The organism is Pseudomonas typographi (assembly GCF_014694385.1).
In the GTDB taxonomy this organism is placed as follows: Bacteria; Pseudomonadota; Gammaproteobacteria; order Pseudomonadales; family Pseudomonadaceae; genus Aquipseudomonas; species Aquipseudomonas typographi.
On record NZ_JAAOCA010000002.1, the window covers coordinates 118,016 to 133,170 of the forward strand.

Below are 15,155 nucleotides of genomic sequence, written 5' to 3' on the forward strand. Positions count from 1 at the left end.
ATTTAAGGAATACGATCATGGCTGCAAAAGACGTTAAATTCGGCGACTCCGCTCGCAAAAAAATGTTGGTGGGTGTGAACGTTCTGGCTGATGCCGTCAAGGCGACGCTGGGCCCGAAAGGCCGTAACGTGGTCCTGGCCAAGAGCTTCGGCGCACCGACTATCACCAAAGACGGCGTTTCCGTGGCCAAGGAAATCGAACTGCAAGACAAGTTCGAAAACATGGGCGCCCAACTGCTCAAAGACGTTGCCTCCAAGGCCAACGACGAAGCGGGTGACGGCACCACCACCGCAACCGTACTGGCCCAGTCCATCGTCAGCGAAGGCTTGAAAGCCGTGGCTGCTGGCATGAACCCAATGGACCTCAAGCGCGGCATCGACAAGGCCACCATCGCCATCGTCGCTGAGCTGAAGAACCTGGCCAAGCCCTGCGCCGATAACAAGTCCATTGCCCAAGTGGGTACCATTTCCGCCAACTCGGACAAAGCCATCGGCGACATCATCGCCCAAGCGATGGAAAAAGTCGGTAAAGAGGGTGTGATCACCGTCGAGGAAGGCTCTGGCCTGGACAACGAACTGTCCGTGGTCGAAGGCATGCAGTTCGACCGTGGCTACCTGTCGCCGTACTTCGTCAACAAGCCCGACACCATGGTCGCCGAGCTGGAAAGCCCGCTGCTGCTGCTGATCGACAAGAAGATCTCCAATATCCGCGAACTGCTGCCGGTACTGGAAGCAGTCGCCAAGGCCGGCCGCCCACTGGTGATCGTGGCCGAAGACGTCGAAGGCGAAGCGCTGGCTACCTTGGTGGTCAACAACATGCGCGGCATCGTCAAGGTTGCTGCAGTCAAGGCGCCTGGCTTCGGTGACCGCCGCAAGGCCATGCTGCAAGACATCGCCATCCTCACCGGCGGTACCGTGATTTCCGAAGAAATCGGCTTGTCGCTGGAAACCACCACCTTGGAGCACCTGGGTAACGCCAAGCGCGTCACCATGACCAAGGAAAACACCACCGTGGTCGATGGTGCCGGCGTCAAAGAAGACATCCTGGCCCGTGTTTCGCAAATCCGTGCGCAGATCGCCGAGACTTCCTCGGACTACGACCGTGAAAAACTGCAAGAGCGCCTGGCCAAGTTGTCTGGCGGTGTTGCCGTGATCAAGGTCGGTGCTGGCACCGAAGTTGAAATGAAAGAGAAAAAAGCTCGCGTTGAAGACGCCCTGCACGCTACCCGTGCAGCCGTCGAAGAAGGCGTGGTGCCTGGCGGCGGTGTCGCCCTGGTACGTGCATTGCAGGCTATCTCTGAGCTCAAGGGCGATAACGAAGAGCAGAACGTAGGTATCGCGCTGCTGCGTCGGGCCGTCGAATCTCCGCTGCGCCAGATCGTGGCCAACGCTGGCGACGAGCCAAGTGTGGTGGTCGATAAGGTCAAGCAGGGTTCGGGCAACTTTGGCTACAACGCTGCTACCGGCGAATACGGCGACATGATCGAAATGGGCATCCTGGACCCGGCCAAGGTGACCCGTTCGGCACTGCAAGCGGCCTCCTCGATCGGTGGCCTGATGATCACCACCGAAGCCATGGTTGCTGACCTGCCGGAAGACAAAGCCGCAGGCGGCATGCCAGACATGGGTGGCATGGGCGGTATGGGTGGCATGGGCGGCATGATGTAAGCCACCCGGTACCCGTTGTAACAAAAACGCCCCGGCCTTGGCCGGGGCGTTTGCGTATGTGCCTGTGTAAACCTGTGCTGGCTCAGAAGTTGATTGCACCCTGTGGACGGTGTTTTGCTGCCGGCCCCGCGTTGCTCTCCTCGCCATAGCCCTGCTATGCCTCGTCAGGGCGCCTTGCCCTATAGCAAAATTCACACGTCGATGTTTGCGCGAACCTCCGAAACGCCACCCTGGCGCCGCATGCCTATTCCAGCAGTTGGCCCCGGTTGCCTAGTCGCGCGCAGTCACCACTGTGGGCGCCGGCCCTGCTATACCGCCTTCAGCCGCTGGCCTACGGTACAGCACTGCCCAATACGCCCCCAGGCAAATCAACCAGCAGAACACGGCCGTCCACACGTTGTGGGAGAAAAAATGCGCGCCCTGCAGCATGCGCCCCACCGAGAACACCGCGCCCAGGCCCATGGCCAGGGCGAACATTGCCCGGGCGGTCTTGGGCCGGCGGTCTCGAAACACGAAAAACACTGCGAATAGGGTGAAACCGGTAGCGGCATGGCCGCCTGGCCAGCACAATCCGGGTTTGTCGGTGGGCGGGCGCGGTTGCAGCAGTTTGCTGTAGGTTTCGCTGCCGCCGAAGTCTTTCAGGCTCCAGGGGCATTGCACCTGGGTCAGTTGTTTGAGTGGCGTGACGAAGCTGGTGGCCAGCGCTATCGACAGCACCAGGCAGCCCAGTTCACGCCGCAGCGGCCTGAAGCGCTCGATGAACAGTGTGCCCAACCAACCGATCAGGGCGAGCACCGCCAGGGCGATCACCGCCTGCTTGGCCCGGTCGTGCAGCACGTTTTCCAAGAAGTAACTGTGCCTGCCCACGAACTTGCCAGCCTGGGAATCGAATGCCAGCCGCGCCAGGAACATATCCAGATCGGTCAGCTCCAACAGCACCAGCACCGTGGCCACCAGCAGCGGGATGCCAAGCACGGTCCAGGGGTTGAGCGGCCTTGCCGCAGGGCGTTGGGGGGAAACTGCCATGGGAACTCCACTGCGTCGGCGGGCGGGAGCGCGAAGCATGTGGCGTGGCCGGTGCCGGGGTTGTGAAGTGCGGGTAAAAAAAACGTGAGTGCCAATGTACACTGGCGGCAAGCCGCGCTAGCGCTTAAGCTGCGCGCGCTTGCTAAGTAACGAACGGCTACCAATGGGGGTGGGCCCATGCGAATTCTTGTGGTTGAAGACAACCGCGACATCCTGGCGAACCTGGCGGATTACCTCAGCTTGAAGGGCTATACCGTCGATTGTGCGCAGGACGGTTTGTCGGGCCTGCATTTGGCAGCCACCGAGCATTACGACCTGATCGTGCTCGACATCATGCTGCCTGGCATCGATGGTTACACCTTGTGCAAGCGCCTGCGCGAAGACGCGCGGCGCGACACGCCGGTGATCATGCTCACGGCGCGTGACCAATTGGATGACCGCTTGCAAGGCTTTCGCAATGGCGCGGACGACTATCTGGTCAAGCCTTTCGCGCTGTCGGAGCTGGCCGCCCGCATCGAGGCGGTGATGCGCCGCACCCAGGGCGGTGGGCGGCGCAGCTTGCAAGTCGCCGACTTGGTCTATGACCTCGACACCCTGGAGGTGGCCCGTTCGGGCAAGCCGCTGAAGCTAAACCCGGTCGGGCTCAAGCTGCTGGCGGTGCTGATGCAAAAGAGCCCCCACGTACTGCGCCGTGAAGTGCTCGAAGAGGCGCTATGGGGCGATGATTGCCCCGACAGCGACAGCCTGCGCAGCCATGTGCACCAGTTGCGCCAGGTGATCGACAAACCGTTCGACAAACCGCTGCTGCACACGGTACACGGCGTGGGGTATCGGTTGACCGAGAGCAGGGATGGAGTTTAAGCAAAGCCTTGCGCAGCGGATCATCATTGCATTTGCCTTGATGAGCGCATTGGTGGCTGGCGCCTTTGCCGTGGGTATCGTTGCGACCGTCCACTTGGTGGAAGAGAAGCTTATATCCGCAGGCCTAGGCGGCGACCTGCAGCGCTTGCTGATGATGGACAGCATCAGCGATTGGAGCCACCGCCCGGAGCCTGACCAGCTGTTTTACTTCAGCGGCGGCCCCGCCGATTTCGAACTACCCAAAGACCTGCGCCACCTCTCCCCTGGGTTTCATGAGGTGTTTCGTGGTGATTTTTCTTACCACGCCATGGTTCAAGTCGTCGATGGCCGGCGCTATGTGTTGCTGCAGGACCAAAGCGACTTCGAAGAGCGCGAGCGGATCCTTTTCGCGGTGGTATTGGTCGGTTTTGTGATGAGCTTGGCGCTTGCCGTGTTTCTTGGCTGGTTGCTGGCCCGGCGGGTGATGGCGCCGGTGATCCGCCTGGCCCGCCAGGTGCGCCATCGCGACCAATTGCTCGGCCTGGCGCCGCCGTTGGCGCCAGACTACGCCGCCGACGAAGTGGGTCAGTTGGCCATCGCCTTCGATGCGACCCTGGGCCGCCTGCGCGAAGCGCTTAACCGCGAGCGGCTGTTCACCAGCGATGTGAGCCACGAGCTGCGGACACCGCTGATGGTATTGGCCACCTCCTGCGAATTACTGCTGGCCAATCCCACTTTGGAACCCCGCTCACGGGCGCAGGTAGAGCGCATCACGCGCGCTTGCGAAGACATGCGCGAGCTGGTGCAAACGTTTTTGATGCTGGCACGCGCCCAACGCAAGGACGCGCTGGCGAACCAGGTAGCCATTACCCAGGTTGCCGAGGACCTGGCAGGCCAGTGGCGCGCACCGATCGAACAAAAGGGCCTGCAGTTGGTTGTCGATGAACTTCCCGAACACAGCAGCGCGGCGACCTACAACGCCACCTTCCTGCAAACGGTCATGGGCAACCTGCTGCGCAACGCGCTGCACTACACCGACACCGGGCATATCCGCTTGGCGGTCGGTGCCACCAGCTTCAGCGTCGAAGACACCGGCGTGGGTATTCCCAAAGACAAACGCGACGCGATGTTCAAGCCATTCGTGCGTGGTAGCGAAAAACGCGGCGAAGGGCTGGGCCTCGGCCTGTCGCTGGTACAGCGCATATGCGACGACCAGGGCTGGACGGTGGACTTGGCCCACATGCAGCCTCATGGCTGTTGCTTCACCGTGAACCTGCAACCCTCGGCGATCGTATGATGGCGCGGTATATGCCTGATAATCCAGGTACTCACGCCGAGGCACGAATTTTTCACACCTTGATCACTTTTCCACCACATGCGCCTTTATAAGGTGTGGAAAATACCTGGCGTGCCCCAGTGTGGTTCACGGTGCGCAGGGCACCCCAAGGGCGAGCGATACACAACCCGCGATACCCGCCTGGACCGGCCGAGCTTAGCGCTGGGCGGGCATTAGGGCGTTGCCCGGATGAGCGAATTATTGGGAGGGTAAACTTACGATGGCCGGAGTCTCAGGTTTGATGAACAGCTTCCAGGATTATTGGGCCAGCCGGGGGGAATGGGTCGAAGAGCCCAACCGCCGCCGCGGTGGTGAAAGCGGCGTGCAACGGGTGCTGGAAGGCGATGCAGTGGTGTACGTCAAACGCCAGACCGGCCACATTTACCGCAGCGCAATGCATCCGTTCGGCCGGCCAACAGTGCTGCGCGAGCGTGACGCACTGGCCGGGTTGAGCAGCCTCAACGTGCGGGTGCCGGTACTGCGCTTTTGCGGCGCCCAGCATGACACGCAGGCGGGTTGGAAGGCGCTGCTGGTTACCGAGTCGCTGGAAGGTTTCGTCGAATATGAACAATGGCTGGCCGCCGGCGGTCGGGAACGCTGCGGTGAAGTGATCCACGAGTTGTTTCTCAAAGATTTGGGTGAGAACCTGGCGAGGATGCACCGGGGCCGCTGGCAGCATGGGTGCCTGTACATCAAGCACGTGTTCATCCGTGTGCAGGGTGACGGCAGCACACCGCGGGTCGAAGCCGCGCTACTGGATTTCGAAAAGTGCCGCCGCCGTTTCAGCGCCAACCGCGCCGCCGCCCACGACATGGCGCAACTACGCCGCCATTCGTCGTTTAGCGATGCCGATTGGCAAAAGTTACTCTACTTTTACGAGGCAGCGTTTGGCAGCGTTGTCAAAGGGTTGAAGTGATGAGATTACACATTGCACGAGCTTCGTTCGTGCTCCTGGCCCTGGCGGTCACCGGTGTCGCTATGGCGGCCTGGCACCAGCCCGAGCCTGAAATCCTGAGTACTGCCCACGGCGAGGGGGCTTGCCCTTTACCTCGGGCGAAGGACCAAGCGGCAGTGAAGCCGGACCAAGACCTGCTGTTACTGGTCTTTGGCTTAGCTCAGGGTTCGCGGGGGCAACATTGAGCGAGATAGGGAAGCAACAAAGGGGGCCTTGTCATCGACGAGGCCCTTTTTTCATATGCGGCTTCAGCCGACGCGGCTATACAAATGGTTGTCCCAAAATGCCGATGGCAACGCCAACGGCGCCACCTTGATATCGGGCCCCCGACAATCGTAATGCCGGCAGCGCCCTTGCCCGGAGCTGGCCACGAAGCCCTCGGCCACGGCCGCCACCCCCGCGCAATCGGGCACGTACGCCTGCAGGCGCAGCAGGCCGCTGTCCAGCCCCCAAATGAACAACCGATTCGCCCGTGGCGCTGTCAGCGCCACCAGCCGCAGGCGGTCATGCAAGGCGACGCTAGCAGTGTAGTGGGCCATGCCGCGCAGTTGCTCGGGCGCTACTGGGAACGCCTTGAACGCATTGCCCGGCCGCTTGATGGCCAGCAGCTCGGCTGTGTCTTGGGCACTGCCCATGTACTGCTGGCAGGCCACCACCGTGCCGTCACCGCCGACGGCGAGGTGGCGGATGCTGTTCATCGGCTGGCTGAGGGTTTCCTTAGACACGAGTGTCCCGTTGCGGCGCATCAGTACCAGGCTGGCCTGCATGGCGTCGAGGTTCATGTCCGCTCGGCTTTCGGCCTCGGTGCGGATGCCGCCATTGGCGACGACCAGGGTTTCGCCATCAGGCATCCAGGCCAATTCGTGTGGCCCGATGCCGTGGGTGGGTACTTCACTGTGGTAGCGCAATTGCTGGCCATCGAAACGGTAGATACCGAGCAGCCCACGGCCAGGCTCACGGGTGTCATTCTCGGTGGTATAGAACCACTCGCCACCGCGGTGGGCCACCGCGTGCCCATAGAAGTGGCGGTGGGGCCGCGCCTGCAGGGTTTGCAGCAGGCGGCCGCGCTGTAGGTCCAGCAGGTAGCAATGGGTACCGGGGCGCCGCGCCACGAACAGGGCTACGGGTTGGTTGGGGTGCTCGGCCACCGCATGGCAGCGTTGCGGCACTTCAATGGCGAACGCCTGGCGGCCGTTGAGGTGATAGCCAACCGCGTAATGGCGGCCATCAACGTCGTCACGGGCTGATAGCAGCAACGCTACGCGCGGGCGGGTAGGAACGCCGAACAGCGACAATGCGGCGACTAAGCGGCGGGCAAGGGCCATGTCAATCCCCGTCGTTGGCATTGAAGCCCAACTGGATACCCAGCGCCCGGGCCAATTCACCTTCGTGCAAGCGGTGCACGATGTTCAGGCTATCGTAGAGCACGTTCAGGCGCGCTTGGCCCTCGGTGCTGGCCAATAACTGGGCAAGGCCCTGCTCCCCTTGCAGTTGCCCAAGGGCGGCGGTGTAGGCCGCGTCCACCCTGCCGGCCAGGTCGTGGTGGTTTTTGCCCAGCAGGGCCTTGATCCCTTGGCCATCGGCCCCCCGCCACAGGCGGTTTGCAGCGCTAAGGCTGGCGCGCAGGCTGGCCAGCGAGGCATCGCTGCGCCAAGCCTCGGCCTGGTAAGGCTGGGGTATACCGTTGCTGAAGCGGCCCATGGGCGCGCCGAGTTTTTTCTTCAGGGTGTCCAGCGCGGTGACCTGCGCCCGTAGCAGGTCGGCGATAGCTTCATGGGCATCGGCATAGCGCTCATTGGGGAATTCGCTCAGTTGCATGAGCATGCCGCCGTGTTCATTCCAGCTGGCCAGAATCTCTGCAGCCAAGGCTTGCTGGCGTTGCCCGACCGCCATCAACAAGGGGCAGTAGCGTGCCTTGCGCGCGCTATTGGCCACTTCCGGCTGGCTGTCGTAGAGGATGTATTCATACGCCGACAAGCCTTGGATCACCACGCTGGCCTTGGCCAGGCTATCCAGGTCGATGGGTGTGCCCGAGGCTAGCAATTGCTCTACCTGGCGCCCGACCAGGTTCTTTTTGTCGGGCCAGAACTGCACGCTCCAGGCCCGATTACCTTCGGCCAGCGGGCCGACCAGTAGCGGTTGCAACGCTGCCCAGGCCTGTTGGGCGGCAAGCAAATCGGCCCGCGCCTGGGTGAGGTCTTCGCGGCCTTCGCAAAAGGCCAGGGCGCTGGCAGCCAACTGCCGGTCGGCATCGGCCCAGCGCGCATAACCGGGCAGGATTACACCCTTGGCCAGGGCCGCACTGGTGGCCGCTTGGCGGTCCTGTGGCGCGCAGGCGCCCAGGGCCAAAGCGGCGAGGCTGGTGAACAACAGTTTGGGGCGTAACATCGTCAAGCTCCGGGAAGGTCAAAGGGAATCGAGAAAAGCGAGCAATGCGGCGCGCTGCTCAGCGTTGAACGCCAGTACGCGCTCACGCGCCGGCGCCGCCTCGCCGCCATGCCAGAGCACAGCTTCGAGCGGGTCGCGGGCGCGGCCGTCGTGTAGCAGTTGGTAGTGGCCGCTGACTGAGCGGGTCAGGCCCAAGCCCCACAAGGGCGGCGTGCGCCATTGCTGGCCGCTGGCCAAAAATTCCTCGCGTTGGTCTGCCAGGCCGGCGCCCATGTCGTGCAGCAGCAGGTCGGTGTAAGGCCATATCCGTTGCCCGGCCAGGGCCGGTTCGGCCGTGGCGGCGGCAGTGGTCCATTGCGGTACATGGCACAACTGGCACCCGGCCTGGTTGAACAGTTGCTTGCCGGCCAATACCTTGGCGTCGGCTACCCCACGGCGGGCCGGCACGGCCACATGGCGGGTGTAGAACTGCAGCAGGGGGCGGATGTTGTCGCTGATTTCCGCCGCGCCCCCGGTGCCGTCACCCGTGGGCGCGGCGCGGCAGGCCAACTGGGTATCGCTGCAGGTTTGCTCCGCCAGCAGTGATGTGCTCAGGCCGATGTCTTGTGAGGCGGCGTGGGCGTTCTGCTGGTCCAGGTTGGGTTGGCCGGCTTTCCAGCCAAAGCGACCCAGCGCCACGGTGCCGGTGCTGTCGTCCCGAACCCAATTGGGCTGGCCGTTGAGGCCCAGCGCCTGCTGCTGCGCCGCCCGTTCGACAATGGCCTGCTGGGGAATGGCTTCAAGCAAGCCCAAGCCGATCATCGGCGGAGCGATGCGTGCCGAAAACTGTGTATCAGGATGCAATGGTCCATAACCCAGCGCGTCGATGCGCAGCTGTGGGCGGCGCAGGGTAACCCTGTGGCCGTCGGCGAACTGCACCGGTACTGGCTGGTAAGCGACCCGCACCCGGCCCTCCGGCACCACACCTGGGATGGCCATGTCTTGCAGTTGGGTGCCATAGGTAGGCTCGGGCACTACGCCCAGCCGCTGGATAATGGCTTGGTCACCGGCCCGGGCGGGGATCGACAGGCGTACCAGCATCGATACCGCGTTGCGCGCATCCGCCGCCGGCGGGTGACCACGGCCATCGCGGATATGGCAGGCCTGGCAGGCATTGGCGTTGAACAAAGGGCCCAAGCTGTCACGGGCAGTGGTGGTCGAGGGGGCGATCACCCAAGGGTTACGAAAAAACGAATGGCCCGCGCTGAAGTCCACCCGCTGTGCCAACGGCAGGTTCGCCGCCGGCAGGGAAAAGGCATGGCGGTCGGCACGCTGCACGGTGGTGGCGCCGCCGGCAAGGGCCTCGGCGGGTTCAACTGCATCGAACGAAGGCGCAGGTTCGCAGGCGGCCAATAAGGGCGCCAGCAAGGTTAGGGCATGGAGCCGGTAAAGGGGTATGTAGCGCATGGCTAAGCGTGGCCCCGCCGTCCTTGGCGGGCCTTTCAGGTATCAGAACCGGTGGTCGGCGGTGTCGGGGTTCAGCTCGCTGATGCCCAGCTTGGCGGCCGCCTGTTCGATGGCTGCGGTCTGTTTCACCAAGGCGGCGATGGCGTCGCGAATGACTTGGTTGCCGGCGGCATTGCCCGGTGCAATCAACTGGTCGAAGTGCTCGCCTTGGCCTGCTTTGTCGACGATCACCTGCATCCTGGCCTCGGTGTCGGCCAGGTCGGCCTTGAGCGTTTCGTCGGTGGCAGGGGCGATCTGGGCCACCAGCGATGACAGGCTCGGGCCACCGAGCTGGCTGCCGTCGGCGCGGGTGTATTCGCCCAGGTACAGGTTACGAATGCCCTTGGCGTTCCAGAAGGCCGAGTTATGGGTGTTGTCGCTGAAACAGTCGTGTTCGTCCTCAGGCGAGTGGGCTTCCAAGGCGACCTTCAGGCGTTCGCCGGCAAGCTCGCCCAGCGACAGGCTGCCCATGCCGAACAGCATCTTGCGCAGGCCGGTGTCGGCCGGCTCGGCCAGCAGGGCGGCACGGTAATTGTCGGGGTTGCCGGCAGCCCACTGGCCAACCATGGTGTCGAGGTCACTGACCAGCAGTTCGGTCGCGGCCTTCAGGTACGCCTGGCGGCGGTCGTTGTGCCCGCCGGTTGCACCGGGGCCCTCGAGGTAGTCCGACGCCGGGCGGTTGCCGGCGCCTGGGCCGGTGCCGTTGAGGTCTTGGCCCCAAAGCAGGAACTCGATGGCATGGTAGCCCGTGGCGACGTTCGCCTCGGAACCCCCCAGCTCATTGAGGCTGGCGAGTTTCTCGGGGGTGATCTGGGCCATGTCGAGGGTGTCTTCGCCGACCTGCACCGTGGTGTTGGCGATGATATTGGCTTTACCGGCCGGGTTACCCAATGTCTGCTCGTAGTGGTCGTCCACGTAATCGATCAGCCCCTCGTCGAGTGGCCAGGCATTCACCTGGCCCTCCCAGTCGTCAATGATCGGGTTGCCGAAGCGGAACACTTCGCTCTGTAGGTATGCCGGGCGCGAGGCGACCCAGGCGTCGCGCGCGGCCTTCAGGGTGACGTCGCCAGGCTTGGCGAGGAAGGCATCGATGGCGCTTTGCAACTGGCGGGCGGTGCCCAGTGCGTCGCTGAACACCGCATGGACCAGGTTGGCATAATGCGCGACCACCGCCTTGGCCTGGGCGTCGTCGACCTTGCCTGGCGCGCGGGTGGTGGCCGAGCTGTTGGCGGAGGTTTGGCCGGCGGGCTTGCCCTTGCCGTTGCCTTCACCGCAGCCGGCGAGGGTGATGGCGAGGGCCAGCAGCGTGGCGCTGGCCAGGGGGGTACGAGTCATGGCGAAATCCTGCGCTATTGAAGTAAGCCGCCAGGGGGGGGCCCGACGCGGCCGACATGATGCGAAGGATTTTCATTTGGCGCTAGATGAGAGAAACCCCAGGTTACAATTGAGCGACAGTAACGGGTGGAGGGTATCGGGCGTTCGAAAAAGAATCGACGCGTGAATCTCGCTGCTCGTGCACCGCTCCGGGAAAGCTGTACAAGCGTTCAGCTGGAAACAGCCCGTGCCCGTTCCATGTTACGCAGGTAGGCGGTCAACTCGCGGGCTGGCAGCGGCTTGCTGTAATGCCAGCCTTGGCCCTCGTGGCAGCCCTCGGCAATGATATAGGCCTCTTGCTCGGCGGTTTCCACCCCTTCGGCGATCACCTGCATGCCCAGGCTTTTGCCCAGTTGGATGATCGCCCGGACGATGGTGGCATCGTCGTCGTCTTCGAGCACATCCTTGACGAAGCTTTTGTCGATCTTGATTTTGTCCAGCGGTAACGATTTAAGGTAACTGAGCGAGGAATAACCGGTGCCGAAGTCATCGATGGCGATCAATGCGCCCGCTTGGCGCAAGCTCAACAAGTGCTGGGCGGCCGTGGCGATGTCTTCCATCAGGCCGGTTTCGGTTACTTCAAGCTCCAGCGAACAGGCCGGCAAGGCATAGATCTGCAAGAGATTGCTGACCACCCGAGGCAGTTGCGCGTGGTGCAGTTGTACCGTCGAAAGGTTCACCGCCATGCGCAAATCGGCGAAGCCTTGGTCGTGCCATTCGCGTAATTGCCGGCAGGCCTGGTCGAGCACCCATTCGCCAATGGCGATAATGCTGCCGTTCTGCTCGGCCAGGGGAATGAACTGATCTGGCGGGATATTCCCATGCTCAGGGTGGGTCCACCGCAGTAACGCTTCGACGCCCACCACACGGTGCTGTTGGTAGCTGACCTGGGGTTGGTAGACCAACGCCAACTGGTTGCGCACCAACGCCTCGCGCAGGTCTTTTTCCAGTTCGCGGCGGCGGCGCATTTCGCTGTCGACGCTGGCGATGTAGAACTGGTAACGGTTGCGCGAGCGGCTCTTAGCCAACGTCATGGTTTGTTCGGCTTTTTGCAGCAGTTTTTCGGTGCTGTCGCCGTCTTCGGGGAACAGCGTAATGCCGATGGTGGCGCGTAGTTGGATAAGCTCGATGTCGAGGGCAAAGGGCGCTTCCAGATCGTCGAGCACGCTTTGCGCCAGCTCCGCGGCTTCGTAGGGTTCTTCGATATCGGCCTGCACCAGGGCGAACTGGTCTCCGCCGAGCCGGGCCAAGGCCCCCAAGCGGCCGCTGTGCACGCGCAGGCGGTCGGCCAACGCCAGCAGCAGTTGGTCACCGGTTTGGTAGCTGAACTGCTCGTTCACCCCCTTGAAATCATCCAGGCCCACGCACAGCACGGCGACGCGCCGCTGCATGCGCCCGGCTTCGACCAGTATCTTGTCGAGTTGGTCTTGTAGCTGTTGGCGGTTGGGCAGCCCGGTGAGGAAGTCGTACTGGGCCATGCGCAACAAGCTGTTCTCGGCCTCATGGCGCAGGTGGGTGTTGCGTTCGATGGACGCCAGCAATTGATTGGTGGTAATCACCCACCGCCCCAGCTCGTTGCGTTCGTGGCCCTTGAGCAGGGGTAGCTGGTGCTGGGCGGGGCGGTCAGGGTTGATCTGCGTGAGGTGCTCCAGCATGCGCGACAGCGGCTTGGTCAACAGGTAGTGGTAAATCAAGTACAACACCAGGGCCATGGCCATGGCCCGCAGCAGGCCGGAAACGAAGATGATCACCGAGCGGGTGATGAAGCTTTGCCCATAGCTGGCGGTGTCGAGGGTGATGGTGAGGTCACCATAGTATTCGCTATAGGGTTCACGGCCCACCAGGCGGATGCTGTAGGTTTTTTCGTCGCCCAAGATCGGGTCGGTCAGCCAGCGCAGCGGAGCGTTGGCCAGCGGCCGAGATTTCTCGGCCAAGGGCGGCTCATTCGGTAGCCCGATGGACGCTTTGCGCACGGCGTTATCTTGGAACAGGCCCTCGAGCACCTGCATGCCCATTTCTTTGTCTAGGCTATACACCGCCTGGGTCGACGGGCCGCGGAACATCCCGAGGATTCGCTGGGCATCCTTGGCCACTGCATCACGGGCCTTGTTGGCGTCGAAGGCGATCTGTGCGCAACTAAGCAGCACGCCGACCACTAACGCCGCAAGCAACACGACCCTGAGCAATTTCACCGATAAGCTGTGCTTGGCTTCCAGCTTCAAAGCAAGGCTTCCTTATTGGGGTGCACGTAATATCAATTTGATATTAGTATTGGCAACGGTTGCAGTACAGTTAAGAGTAGTCGCTCTAGTTGGGGTGTCTCAGAAGTTCGCACGGTTAATGTTGTTGCCGGGCAAGCCGCCGCAACGCGGCACGGCAACGAAACGCACCGCCAACGCGGTGCGGCCAACGTCTGAAACACATGCCAGCCGCCCTGGAGGGCACTGTGTATCAAGGCGGTCTTTAACCTATCGGCCGATCTTGCCTGAAACTTAAGGCCATGCCGAGGAATTTGTCCCGCCGGCTCGGACCACCCTGCACGATGAAAAACGCCCCGCAGAGGCGGGGCGTTTGTTCAGGCACTGAACGCATCAGGCCTTGAAGGTATTGCCTTCGAACTGCTGGGCAACGAATGCCCAATTGACCAAGTTCCAGAACGCTTCGACGTATTTAGGCCGCACATTACGGTAGTCGATATAGTACGCATGTTCCCATACGTCGCAGGTCAGCAGTGGCGTATCGCCGCTCGTCAGCGGGTTGCCGGCGCCGATGGTGCTGGCCAGGGCCAGGGAGCCATCGGCCTTTTTCACCAGCCAGCCCCAGCCGGAACCGAAGGTGCCGACGGAGACTTTGGTGAATTCTGCCTTGAACGTGTCGAACGAGCCAAACGCGGCGTTGATTGCATCGAGCAGCGCGCCGGTAGGTTGGCCGCCGCCAGTGGGCGACAGGCAGTTCCAGTAGAAGGTGTGGTTCCACACTTGGGCGGCGTTATTGAAAATGCCACCTGAAGAGCTTTTGACGATTTCTTCGAGGCTTTTGCCTTCGAATTCGGTGCCGGGAACCAGGCCGTTGAGGTTCACCACATAGGTGTTGTGATGTTTGTCGTGGTGGTATTCCAGGGTTTCTTTGGAAATGTGCGGCTGCAGGGCATCGTGTGCATAAGGCAGCGGCGGCAGTTCAAACGCCATGGTAATTCTCCTAATCAGGTCTGTTGCGGTGAGCGCAAGGCCGATCACGGGCGGCCGACAAAAGCGCCGTAGAGTTTGTACCCTTTGCGGCGCAAGCTCTGGATCATAGCACCGGGCCTTGGCTATAACCACGCAACAACTGTGTGGAATAGAGGTTCCAGAGCAATCGACGGGCAGGATAGGCGGCCTAACCGCGCACCAGTTGTAGTGCCACGCTGAACATCATCGCCGCCACCAGCGCATCCAGCCACCGCCAGGTCGCCGGCCGCGCCAGCCACGGCGCAAGGCACGCAGCGCCCAAGGCCAGGGCGAGGAACCATACCGCCGAAGCACTGGCGGCGCCGGCGACATAAGCCCCCGGGGCCACCTGCTGTGCGCCCAGCGAACCCACCAACAATACGGTGTCGAGGTACACGTGGGGGTTGAGCAGGGTCACCGCCAGCGCGCTGGCCAGCACCGCCCGCCGCGAACGCCGCCCGGCCATTTCGGCGCCGCCCAAGGCCTGCCTGCTGCATGCCCGGCGCAAGGCCTTGGCCGCGTACCAAAGCAAAAACGCCACCCCGCCCCAACGCGTGGCCGCCAGCAGCGTGTCGCTCTGCGCCAGTAGGCTGGCCAAGCCGAACACACCGGCGCCCATCAGCACGGCATCGCACACCACGCAGATCACCGCCACCGGCAGATGATGCTCACGGCGAAGGCTTTGCGCCAATACGAAGGCGTTTTGCGTGCCGATGGCGACGATGAGGCTGGCTGATACGAACAGGCCGTTAACATAGCTTTGCCACATAGTCCTACCCCAACTCACGAATGGGACCATTTTCCGCGCACCGGCAAGATTAGGAAAATCAATGTTAGCCATGGCATATTAGCTAAACTGATACACCACGGCGGCAAGC

The 15,155-nt window shown here is 62.5% G+C and carries 13 protein-coding genes; 5 read left to right on the forward strand and 8 right to left on the reverse strand.

Going from position 1 to position 15,155, the window contains the following annotated elements:
* Positions 1–17 precede the first annotated feature (17 nt).
* A complete protein-coding gene (gene groL / locus HAQ05_RS01870; RefSeq protein WP_190416891.1) occupies positions 18–1,667 on the forward strand; it encodes a chaperonin GroEL in 1,650 nt (549 codons plus the stop codon).
* A gap of 270 nt (positions 1,668–1,937) precedes the next feature.
* On the opposite strand, the gene HAQ05_RS01875 is transcribed toward groL, so the two are convergent.
* Positions 1,938–2,693 carry a phosphatase PAP2 family protein gene (locus HAQ05_RS01875; RefSeq protein ID WP_190416892.1) on the reverse strand — a complete coding sequence of 252 codons (756 nt, stop codon included), beginning with the start codon at positions 2,691–2,693 and terminating at the stop codon, positions 1,938–1,940.
* Positions 2,694–2,870: 177 nt separating this feature from the next.
* On the opposite strand from HAQ05_RS01875, the gene HAQ05_RS01880 reads away from it, so the two are divergent.
* From HAQ05_RS01880 to HAQ05_RS01895, 4 genes are all read left to right on the forward strand, one after another.
* The gene (locus HAQ05_RS01880) at positions 2,871–3,554 is read left to right on the forward strand and encodes a response regulator transcription factor (RefSeq protein ID WP_190416893.1); all 684 of its coding nucleotides are present in this window, start codon (positions 2,871–2,873) and stop codon (positions 3,552–3,554) included.
* The gene (locus tag HAQ05_RS01885) at positions 3,544–4,830 is read left to right on the forward strand and encodes a sensor histidine kinase (RefSeq protein WP_190416894.1); all 1,287 of its coding nucleotides are present in this window, start codon (positions 3,544–3,546) and stop codon (positions 4,828–4,830) included. Before HAQ05_RS01880 ends, HAQ05_RS01885 begins: the two co-directional genes overlap by 11 nt.
* Before the next feature lie 280 nt (positions 4,831–5,110).
* Positions 5,111–5,785 carry a lipopolysaccharide kinase InaA family protein gene (locus HAQ05_RS01890; protein WP_238936440.1) on the forward strand — a complete coding sequence of 225 codons (675 nt, stop codon included), beginning with the start codon at positions 5,111–5,113 and terminating at the stop codon, positions 5,783–5,785.
* On the forward strand, positions 5,785–6,009 hold the full coding sequence (locus tag HAQ05_RS01895; RefSeq protein ID WP_190416896.1) for a hypothetical protein: 225 nt from the start codon (positions 5,785–5,787) through the stop codon (positions 6,007–6,009). The genes HAQ05_RS01890 and HAQ05_RS01895 overlap by 1 nt, the downstream gene beginning before the upstream one ends.
* Positions 6,010–6,072: 63 nt before the next feature.
* Here HAQ05_RS01895 and HAQ05_RS01900 read toward each other — a convergent pair whose 3' ends face one another.
* The 7 genes from HAQ05_RS01900 to HAQ05_RS01930 form a co-directional block, all read right to left on the reverse strand.
* The gene (locus HAQ05_RS01900) at positions 6,073–7,149 is read right to left on the reverse strand and encodes a DUF1513 domain-containing protein (RefSeq protein WP_238935007.1); all 1,077 of its coding nucleotides are present in this window, start codon (positions 7,147–7,149) and stop codon (positions 6,073–6,075) included.
* A 1-nt stretch (position 7,150) separates the two neighbouring features.
* Entirely contained in the window at positions 7,151–8,212 is a 1,062-nt protein-coding gene (locus HAQ05_RS01905) for an imelysin family protein (protein WP_190416898.1), read from the reverse strand.
* Positions 8,213–8,230: 18 nt separating this feature from the next.
* A complete protein-coding gene (locus tag HAQ05_RS01910) occupies positions 8,231–9,658 on the reverse strand; it encodes a di-heme oxidoreductase family protein (RefSeq protein WP_190416899.1) in 1,428 nt (475 codons plus the stop codon).
* 42 nt (positions 9,659–9,700) lie between these two features.
* A complete protein-coding gene (locus HAQ05_RS01915; protein WP_190416900.1) occupies positions 9,701–11,032 on the reverse strand; it encodes an imelysin family protein in 1,332 nt (443 codons plus the stop codon).
* 209 nt (positions 11,033–11,241) lie between these two features.
* The gene (locus tag HAQ05_RS01920) at positions 11,242–13,293 is read right to left on the reverse strand and encodes a putative bifunctional diguanylate cyclase/phosphodiesterase (RefSeq protein WP_190416901.1); all 2,052 of its coding nucleotides are present in this window, start codon (positions 13,291–13,293) and stop codon (positions 11,242–11,244) included.
* Between the two features lie 369 nt (positions 13,294–13,662).
* Positions 13,663–14,259, reverse strand: coding sequence for a superoxide dismutase (locus HAQ05_RS01925; protein ID WP_190416902.1), 597 nt, complete (start codon positions 14,257–14,259; stop codon positions 13,663–13,665).
* A 187-nt stretch (positions 14,260–14,446) separates the two neighbouring features.
* A complete protein-coding gene (locus HAQ05_RS01930; RefSeq protein WP_190416903.1) occupies positions 14,447–15,046 on the reverse strand; it encodes a LysE/ArgO family amino acid transporter in 600 nt (199 codons plus the stop codon).
* Positions 15,047–15,155: the final 109 nt, after the last annotated feature.

Coding starts and splice junctions, on each gene's coding strand:
- HAQ05_RS01890 (WP_238936440.1), top strand. CDS start 5,111: ATGAACAGCTTCCAGGATTATTGGGCCAGCCGGGGGGAATGGGTCGAA.
- HAQ05_RS01900 (WP_238935007.1), bottom strand. CDS start 7,149: ATGGCCCTTGCCCGCCGCTTAGTCGCCGCATTGTCGCTGTTCGGCGTT.
- HAQ05_RS01875 (WP_190416892.1), bottom strand. CDS start 2,693: ATGGCAGTTTCCCCCCAACGCCCTGCGGCAAGGCCGCTCAACCCCTGG.
- HAQ05_RS01930 (WP_190416903.1), bottom strand. CDS start 15,046: ATGTGGCAAAGCTATGTTAACGGCCTGTTCGTATCAGCCAGCCTCATC.
- HAQ05_RS01925 (WP_190416902.1), bottom strand. CDS start 14,259: ATGGCGTTTGAACTGCCGCCGCTGCCTTATGCACACGATGCCCTGCAG.
- HAQ05_RS01915 (WP_190416900.1), bottom strand. CDS start 11,032: ATGACTCGTACCCCCCTGGCCAGCGCCACGCTGCTGGCCCTCGCCATC.
- HAQ05_RS01895 (WP_190416896.1), top strand. CDS start 5,785: ATGAGATTACACATTGCACGAGCTTCGTTCGTGCTCCTGGCCCTGGCG.
- HAQ05_RS01885 (WP_190416894.1), top strand. CDS start 3,544: ATGGAGTTTAAGCAAAGCCTTGCGCAGCGGATCATCATTGCATTTGCC.
- HAQ05_RS01910 (WP_190416899.1), bottom strand. CDS start 9,658: ATGCGCTACATACCCCTTTACCGGCTCCATGCCCTAACCTTGCTGGCG.
- groL (WP_190416891.1), top strand. CDS start 18: ATGGCTGCAAAAGACGTTAAATTCGGCGACTCCGCTCGCAAAAAAATG.
- HAQ05_RS01880 (WP_190416893.1), top strand. CDS start 2,871: ATGCGAATTCTTGTGGTTGAAGACAACCGCGACATCCTGGCGAACCTG.
- HAQ05_RS01905 (WP_190416898.1), bottom strand. CDS start 8,212: ATGTTACGCCCCAAACTGTTGTTCACCAGCCTCGCCGCTTTGGCCCTG.